Annotated in this window: 5 protein-coding genes; 2 read left to right on the top strand and 3 right to left on the bottom strand. The window is 38.9% G+C overall.

Features of this window, described 5'->3' with window-relative positions; genetic code table 11:
• Window positions 1-123: 123 nt before the first annotated feature.
• The 3 genes from PX481_RS13105 to PX481_RS13095 are packed head-to-tail and all read right to left on the bottom strand — an operon-like array spanning window position 124 to window position 5280.
• Window positions 124-2733: an ABC transporter substrate-binding protein gene (locus PX481_RS13105; RefSeq protein WP_288094707.1), complete on the bottom strand. Its 2610-nt coding sequence runs from the start codon at window positions 2731-2733 to the stop codon at window positions 124-126.
• Between the two features lie 32 nt (window positions 2734-2765).
• The gene (locus PX481_RS13100; protein ID WP_002759361.1) at window positions 2766-4130 is read right to left on the bottom strand and encodes a DUF1822 family protein; all 1365 of its coding nucleotides are present in this window, start codon (window positions 4128-4130) and stop codon (window positions 2766-2768) included.
• Window positions 4131-4146: 16 nt separating this feature from the next.
• Window positions 4147-5280: a sigma factor-like helix-turn-helix DNA-binding protein gene (locus tag PX481_RS13095; protein ID WP_002759359.1), complete on the bottom strand. Its 1134-nt coding sequence runs from the start codon at window positions 5278-5280 to the stop codon at window positions 4147-4149.
• A 245-nt stretch (window positions 5281-5525) separates the two neighbouring features.
• On the opposite strand from PX481_RS13095, the gene PX481_RS13090 reads away from it, so the two are divergent.
• Both PX481_RS13090 and PX481_RS13085 read left to right on the top strand, forming a co-directional pair.
• The gene (locus PX481_RS13090) at window positions 5526-6620 is read left to right on the top strand and encodes a fatty acid desaturase family protein (protein ID WP_288026795.1); all 1095 of its coding nucleotides are present in this window, start codon (window positions 5526-5528) and stop codon (window positions 6618-6620) included.
• 88 nt (window positions 6621-6708) lie between these two features.
• Window positions 6709-6980: CDP-alcohol phosphatidyltransferase family protein (locus PX481_RS13085; RefSeq protein WP_353852194.1), on the top strand; the 272-nt coding region annotated here is incomplete at its 3' end.

Below are 6980 nucleotides of genomic sequence, written 5' to 3'. Positions count from 1 at the left end.
TCTATCTTTCTCTAAAAAAATGGAGAATCACGTTGGGGAGCCCTTTGGTATTTTATTCATGACTACAATGCACAGCAAAGCAAAGGATTAAGCCGCCATCACTACTACCGAATCACCACCGGTTTAGAGTGGACCGGCAGATTTAATGGGAGCGAGGGGGACAAATTGACCATTTTTGACCTGTAGAATCAAGTAGCGGCGATCATCAGGATTATTATTCATGTTGCGGACACCATTCTGATCAAATGTAACAGTGCCAGTCATTCCTTCGATAGAAAAATCGTTTCTTAAAACTTGATTTAATGATTCTCGAGCGAATTTTTGTCCTTGTTGGTATAACTGTCGCAAAGCGGTGAGGATAACTTTAGTCGCATCGTAGGCCATGGGAGTGCGCCAAACATTGATCTTATTTTGCCAAAAACTGTGGATATAATTATCTTTTTTGAGATCATACCAAGGCACGGTGATAACTAAATTTTCTACTCCTTGTTTACCTTCTGCAAGGGTGAGATAACTTTGAAAAGTGGGTGAACCTAAAGTTACTAAGTTTAACTGTTGTGCGGGACGTTGCTTAAAGATACTGACGGCTCTTTTCAGATCGTCAATATAGGGAGCAACCATGAGAATATTTACTTGGTATTGAGCGATTTTTTGATAAATTTTCTCTTGATCTAAATTATTTTTTGGTTCGATATTGCAGTCAAAATCTGCATCTTTAATGACTTTTTGAAACTGCTGACCGAGAAGAATGTTTCTATATTTTTGAGCGAAGTTATAATTATCCCCAGAGCGATTATCGTAACAAATTAAATTAGTGGGGTTTTGGATAATTAGCTTGTCAGTTTGTTTGCGGATGTATTCACTTAAGGTTGTGGCAAAAGTTTCCAGATCGGGAACCATCTTATACACATAGCCATTACCGGAGATTTTCGGGGAAAAGCTGGTGGGAGATAGGGCAACAATTTTCCCTTGTACATAGCTATCTTTGGCCGCTTCACTAGCAGCAGAAGCATTATGACCAACCACTGCTATAATTGACGGATCTTTAACAAATTTTTCGGCTCGATCTTTGGCATCTACGGGGCTATTATTATCATTAGCGACCACTACCTGTAGAAAGTGAAAATCGGGGTTGTTGGCCTGTTCATCATTTAACTCCTGTTGCAATAAAGCAATACCTCGTAAAATTTCTTGAGCTATTTCTGGATTATTACCAATAGGAACACTGGTGGCAATTTTTAAGGGATTTCTGTCTTGATGAGCCGCACGAGCGTTATTATAATAGATGCGAATCTCTGGATTATTGGGCAAGCGATCGAGGGATTTTTTAAAAAGCTGAATTGCTTGTTTATATTCTTTGTTTTTAAAAGCTTGTCTTCCCCGTTCAATACTGTTATCTTGTCGGTTTGTCTTTAATAATATTTCTTCACCTAAGCTAATTTCTGGGTATTTACTAGCATCATCGGAAAATACTCCTCCCCAATATAAAACTGATAAAGTTACCAGAAGACTTAAAATAAATAACAGAGCTTGTTTCCAGCGACTAGATAGACGTAAAGGCCAACTTTGCTCATCATTATTTTGGTGATTTTCCTCCGTATTTTCAGGGGGTAAAGGTAAAATTAACGGTGGTTCTTCAGGATTTTCTATCAAACGAGGCAGTAAAGAAGAACTAGCAGCATCCTTCTCAAATTCATGTAATCTTAATTCTTGTCGAGCGCTTGTTAAGGATTCCTGTAGGGATTTATGTTCAAGAAAATTGGGAAGAAAAACTTCTAGAAATCTCAAAGCAACCCGCACAGCGATGGGTTCTTTCATAACAATAATATGGGGTACTCCGATATTAGCCAACTGACGACCAATACCTAACCCATCGCAGGAGTTACAGATAACAAGTTTTAAGCCTTTTTTAACAGCTATTTCTAGGGAATTTCTTAAATTATGTTCAGGAGATAAAGCCGTATCATTATCAATGATAAAAACTCCATCATGTCCGTCGCTACTGGTTTGACTATGACCTAAATAAACTACAATATCCCATGGATTTTTGATCAACTCATTGTGAATATTTATCGTTGAAAGAGGAACTTCTGAACTGGGACTTAATATTTGTATATAAACCTTATCTGGGTTTCCTAGTGCCGTTTGCAAACTGGATAAACACAGGGAATTATGCTCGTTTTCGATGTCAATATTACCCAAAATTACTAAAACATGAATTGGAGGAGTAAGGTTAATTATCGGAGGATTTCTCTGGATAGTAAGAGCAATTTCCACATCATTCCACCAATCCCGTAAAAAATTCCAACACTCCCAGGGAATTTGTTGTAAATCAAAGTGGGTAGTTTGGATAAAAAATCTTACTTCTGACTCAGTACCTATATGGAACAAGATACGATTTTGTATCGAACTCAGAGAACTGGAATTTAGCCATTCATTTAAGCTATCTTTTAAAGTTTGAGTGGCTTTTCTGAGGTTGTCTCTAGGATCACCTACCGCTGCATGGGTGATCATACTATGAGGAACGGTAATTCCTAAACTGGGTTGACTTTCTACCCAATGATAATAAGCTCGACGATAATTTTGCAAAGCGGCAGCAATGTCAAGGCTCGGGACTAATTTCCCCTCAGCAAAAGGTGCTATCAAGAGATGATTGTCACGAATTTCTAGAGTGACGGAAAATCCCGTTTCAAAACTGCCATCACCAATTTTCAGAATCACAACTCTGCTCATGTCTTTACCCTTGACATTTTCTGCTATCTCTATTAAATCCTAAACTGCTCGGTAATGCTACTGTCCCCTAAACTTAGGTTAACATTAAAGCGATCGTCGGCATCAGCTAGAAAATAAAGCTGTAGATAGCTATCTAAGGGTTTCTCCCTTGCTATTGCTTCTAAACTGGGGATTAATTGGCCTATTTCATCGCTAATTTGCAAAGATAAACCGGGGGGTAGTTTGGCAAAATTGTCCATGGCATAGGCACGAATTAAGACAGCAATTCTCTGGTGACTGGTCGATAAAACTCCCACCATTAAAGCGATTTTATAACCCATTAATTGACTACCCACATCGAGCATTTTGCGGATAGCAGCATTAGGATAATGAGGATCGATATTCCAGAGATATTCGGCCGCTTGCCAGCGAATAGTTTCATCTTGGGTTTGATGTTGCAGTTTTGCTAAAGCTTCCTCTGGGGTTAAATGTTCCGAAAATTCCACCTCTTTTTGACTAGCATACAGTTGTCTAATTTCTCGCTGAATATCTGTCAGAGATTCTCGGCTGCTGATTTTTTCAGCAGCCAACAAAAAACCCGGATTAATTGGACGATAATTGTCGATAGTGCTGAGGATTTCCTGCCATTTTTCGGTAATAATTCCCTGCAACCATTGACTAAGTTTGGTGGGGATTACCTCTAAACGCTGCTGATAAAGTTTTTCTCGCCATTGTTGATTATTCAACAAAGCTAACCACTGCTGACAACTAATATCTAATCTCGGAGAATAGGGTGAAACTTGACCTAACTTTTTAATTAAATTTTCTGCTGTTGCTGGCGATAAGTTTGCTAAAGATTCGAGTTTTCCTTTTTCACTCTCTCCCTCTAAACAACTCTGCCAAAGAATATCTAAATCATCAATTATTTGCTCACTGTCCAAATAATATTGATGGTAAATTGGATCGTATTTTGCGAGACTTTTAACATCTTTTCTGGATATAAAACCCCAGATATTGAGAAATTTTTCTGCTAAATCTACCTGCACCCCTAGATAAAAATCGGCCGCTAAATCGGGAATATCAACCCATTCTTGCTCTATTGTCAATCCCTCAATGTCAATCGCTTGACTGGGAATAGTGGTAACTTTTTTATCTTCAATTTGCCAAGTAAACCCGTTAATAAACTCCCAAAGATACTGATGGTTTTCAGGTATTATTTGAAGGGAACAATCAAGATTATCTTTCAGCCAATTGCTTAGGCATATTTGCACTAAGTAATTAATCAAAGCCTGATTTTTGGCGGTTTGATTAGAGTATTGACCGAGAATCGATCGAGCTTGTTTAATCTCTGTTTCCGAAAAAGTTAGCCAAAGGGATTTCGGGTTAATTTGTTGCAAAATATCGAGGTTGACTTTCATGGTATCTCCTAACAGATTAGATTTGAGTTAAGTAGGACTGACAAAAATATTCCAGATAAGCATCGATCTCTTGTTTTTGCCGAGATTGTAATTTAATCTCATTTAACAAAATAGGACAATCTTTGCCTTCCCTTGCACAGAGTAGCTGATAAATTTTTTTACATAATTGGGTTATTTCTCGACTAATAGTAGATGAGTGAACTCCCAATCGATTAGCGATCTGTGCTTGCGTCATCTTTTGATGATAGTAACAATATACAATCTGTTTAACTTCATCCTCAAGAGTGATTAATAACTTATTAATATCTTCCTGGATTTCTTGCTGTTGTAGTAAATCTTTACTTGGCTTCTTGCTGGGGATATTTTCCCAAAAGTAATTGCTATTATCGTCATAATTAGTAGGCTCAAATTTAGAGTAAGGAGGATCGATATGATTACGCATTATCTCCCCTATTTGATTGAGTTTTGCTTGCACTTCCTCAACGGTGAGAATAACTTGCGGTTGTAACTGCTGTAGGCGATCGATTACTTGTTGCCAATCCTCCTCTTGCCACTTATCCAATGATCTAAGAGAAGCTTTTTTAACCTCTCGAAAACAGTTAAATATTAGCAGATGATTCTCGTTAAAGATACCCGATGTTCGTAAAACTTTTTGAATTTTATTCGCACTAAAAAGACTGACTATACCGAGATTAGTCCTGCCAATCGTTTTATACTCTCCTCGCAGGAAATTATAGAGAGTATTTCTTAATTTTTTATCTGTCCATTTTTCTAAGATTAAGCGAAAAAATCCCGGTTTGGTCTTGTTATCCTGAAAATTACCGTAAAAAATGATTGCCGTAGAAAGCAAATTCAGCAAATAGTAGAAGAGGGTTTCATAATCAGCATCGATCCGATGGCCGACATTTTGATAGACCCTTTGAGTTACCATACAGGAGCGATATTGTAAGAAAACCATCCAATGGGACTTGACTAATTGGTTATTAGGATCATTCTGTAAGCATTGCCACAGATAAAAATACACCGCTTCATCATCGGCCACGCTTCCAGCGATCGCATCGATCAATTTTCTTAATTGTGGCACTTCGCACCAGAAAACTCGATCGCCTTCAATGGCTTTAATAGTAGTATAAAAGTACCTAACGCTCATTTCTATCACCGGCTACAGGTATCTGATATCTGATTAGGTAAAAACCGAGGATTTTCTGCAAGAGTAGCAAACAAATTGAGCGATTGCCTTGCCAAGCGCACCTCTTTCTCTGACAATAGATGAGGGACTGATGAGAAATTATCAGTTATGCTGAGACAGCCTTAGCAAACCAGTACAAGACTCATAAATTCACTCTGAGCTGCCACAAATAGCCGTCATATCAACTTCTAGGACAAAAATTAGGAATGCGAGTAACTTTTACCGAAAATCAGGGTTTTAGAAAGGAATTGAATAAACGGGTTGATGCTTATTTTACCGAAAACGGCATCCCCACCAGAGATAATTTGGCCATGTACCTGAAGACGATCACGATTTTAACTTGGGTAATTGCCGCTTGGCTATTTGTACTTTTTGGTCCGGATATCTGGTGGCTAAAAATTATCGGTTGTCTGGTTTTAGGAGGAGGATTAGCAGGAATCGGTTTTAGCATTGGTCATGATGCAAACCATGGCGGCTATTCTAGTAAAAAATGGGTTAATTCTCTCCTTGGCATGACCTACGATTATATCATCGGTACTTCCAGTTATCTCTGGCGTTTTCGTCATAATTATCTCCATCATACCTACACCAATGTTTTAGGGTACGATGTGGAAATTCACGGCGATGGTATCGTGCGAATGACTCCCCATGCCGAGCATAAATGGTATCATCGTTATCAACATTTATTTATCCCGATTCTCTACGCTATAATTCCTATCTATTGGTCATTCTCCGATGTGCGCTCCATCCTCTTTTGTAATCGTTTTGGCGAGATTAAAATTCCCAATCCTAAACCGATCGATTTATTCGTTTTATTGAGCGGAAAAGTTGTTTATCTCTTTTGGTTTATTGGCATTCCTCTCTTAGTTGGTTATAGTCCCCTAGAAATAGCGATCGGTTTTCTCATTGCTTTTATGACCTATGGAGTGCTTGCCTGTCATGTATTTATGTTAGCTCACGTTTTGGAACCCGCCGAATTTATTCAACCCTCGGCAGCTAACCAAATCGAAGACGAATGGGCAATCTTTCAAGTGCGAACTACCGTAGATTTTGCTCCTAAAAATGCCTTTTTAAATTGGTATTTAGGGGGATTAAATTATCAAGTTGTTCACCATCTTTTTCCGCAAATTTGTCATATTCACTACCCAAAAATTGCCCCAATCTTAGCGGAAGTTTGCCAAGAATTTGGCGTTAATTATGCCGTTTATCCCACCCTGCGAGGTGCTTTAACTTATAATTATCGTTGGCTCAGACAATTAGGCAATAAACAAAGTAATTTCGATCTCAAATTAGCCAGCTAAAATCAGGAGTCAGGAGCCGGGAGACAGGAGGCAGGAGTTGAGAGTTGGAGTTTTAGGGAGTTGGAGTTTTAGGGTTTTGGGGTATTAGTTGAAATTTCCCCACTTCCCCACACCCTACACCCTACACCCTACACCCTACACCCTACACCCTACACCCTACACCCTACACCCCACACCCTACACCCCACACCCTACACCCCACTTCCCCACTTCCCTAACAAAAATGAACCTACCCAACTCGATTACCCTATCGCGACTCTTGGGACTGCCATTAATTTTATACTGGTTGCACCAAGGCACAGAAATCGATCGCTGGTTAAGTTTAATTATCTTTCTGATTGCTGCCAGCACCGATTGGCT

The sequence above is a fragment of the Microcystis sp. M53603_WE2 genome (assembly GCF_030065435.1).
Note: the sequence above shows the minus strand (reverse complement) of the source record. Positions and strands in the feature narration are given on the sequence as shown.

Excerpts from the sequence above, each read along its gene's own strand:
- PX481_RS13105 (WP_288094707.1), bottom strand. The coding sequence starts at position 2,733 with ATGAGCAGAGTTGTGATTCTGAAAATTGGTGATGGCAGTTTTGAAACG.
- PX481_RS13090 (WP_288026795.1), top strand. The coding sequence starts at position 5,526 with ATGCGAGTAACTTTTACCGAAAATCAGGGTTTTAGAAAGGAATTGAAT.
- PX481_RS13095 (WP_002759359.1), bottom strand. The coding sequence starts at position 5,280 with ATGAGCGTTAGGTACTTTTATACTACTATTAAAGCCATTGAAGGCGAT.
- PX481_RS13100 (WP_002759361.1), bottom strand. The coding sequence starts at position 4,130 with ATGAAAGTCAACCTCGATATTTTGCAACAAATTAACCCGAAATCCCTT.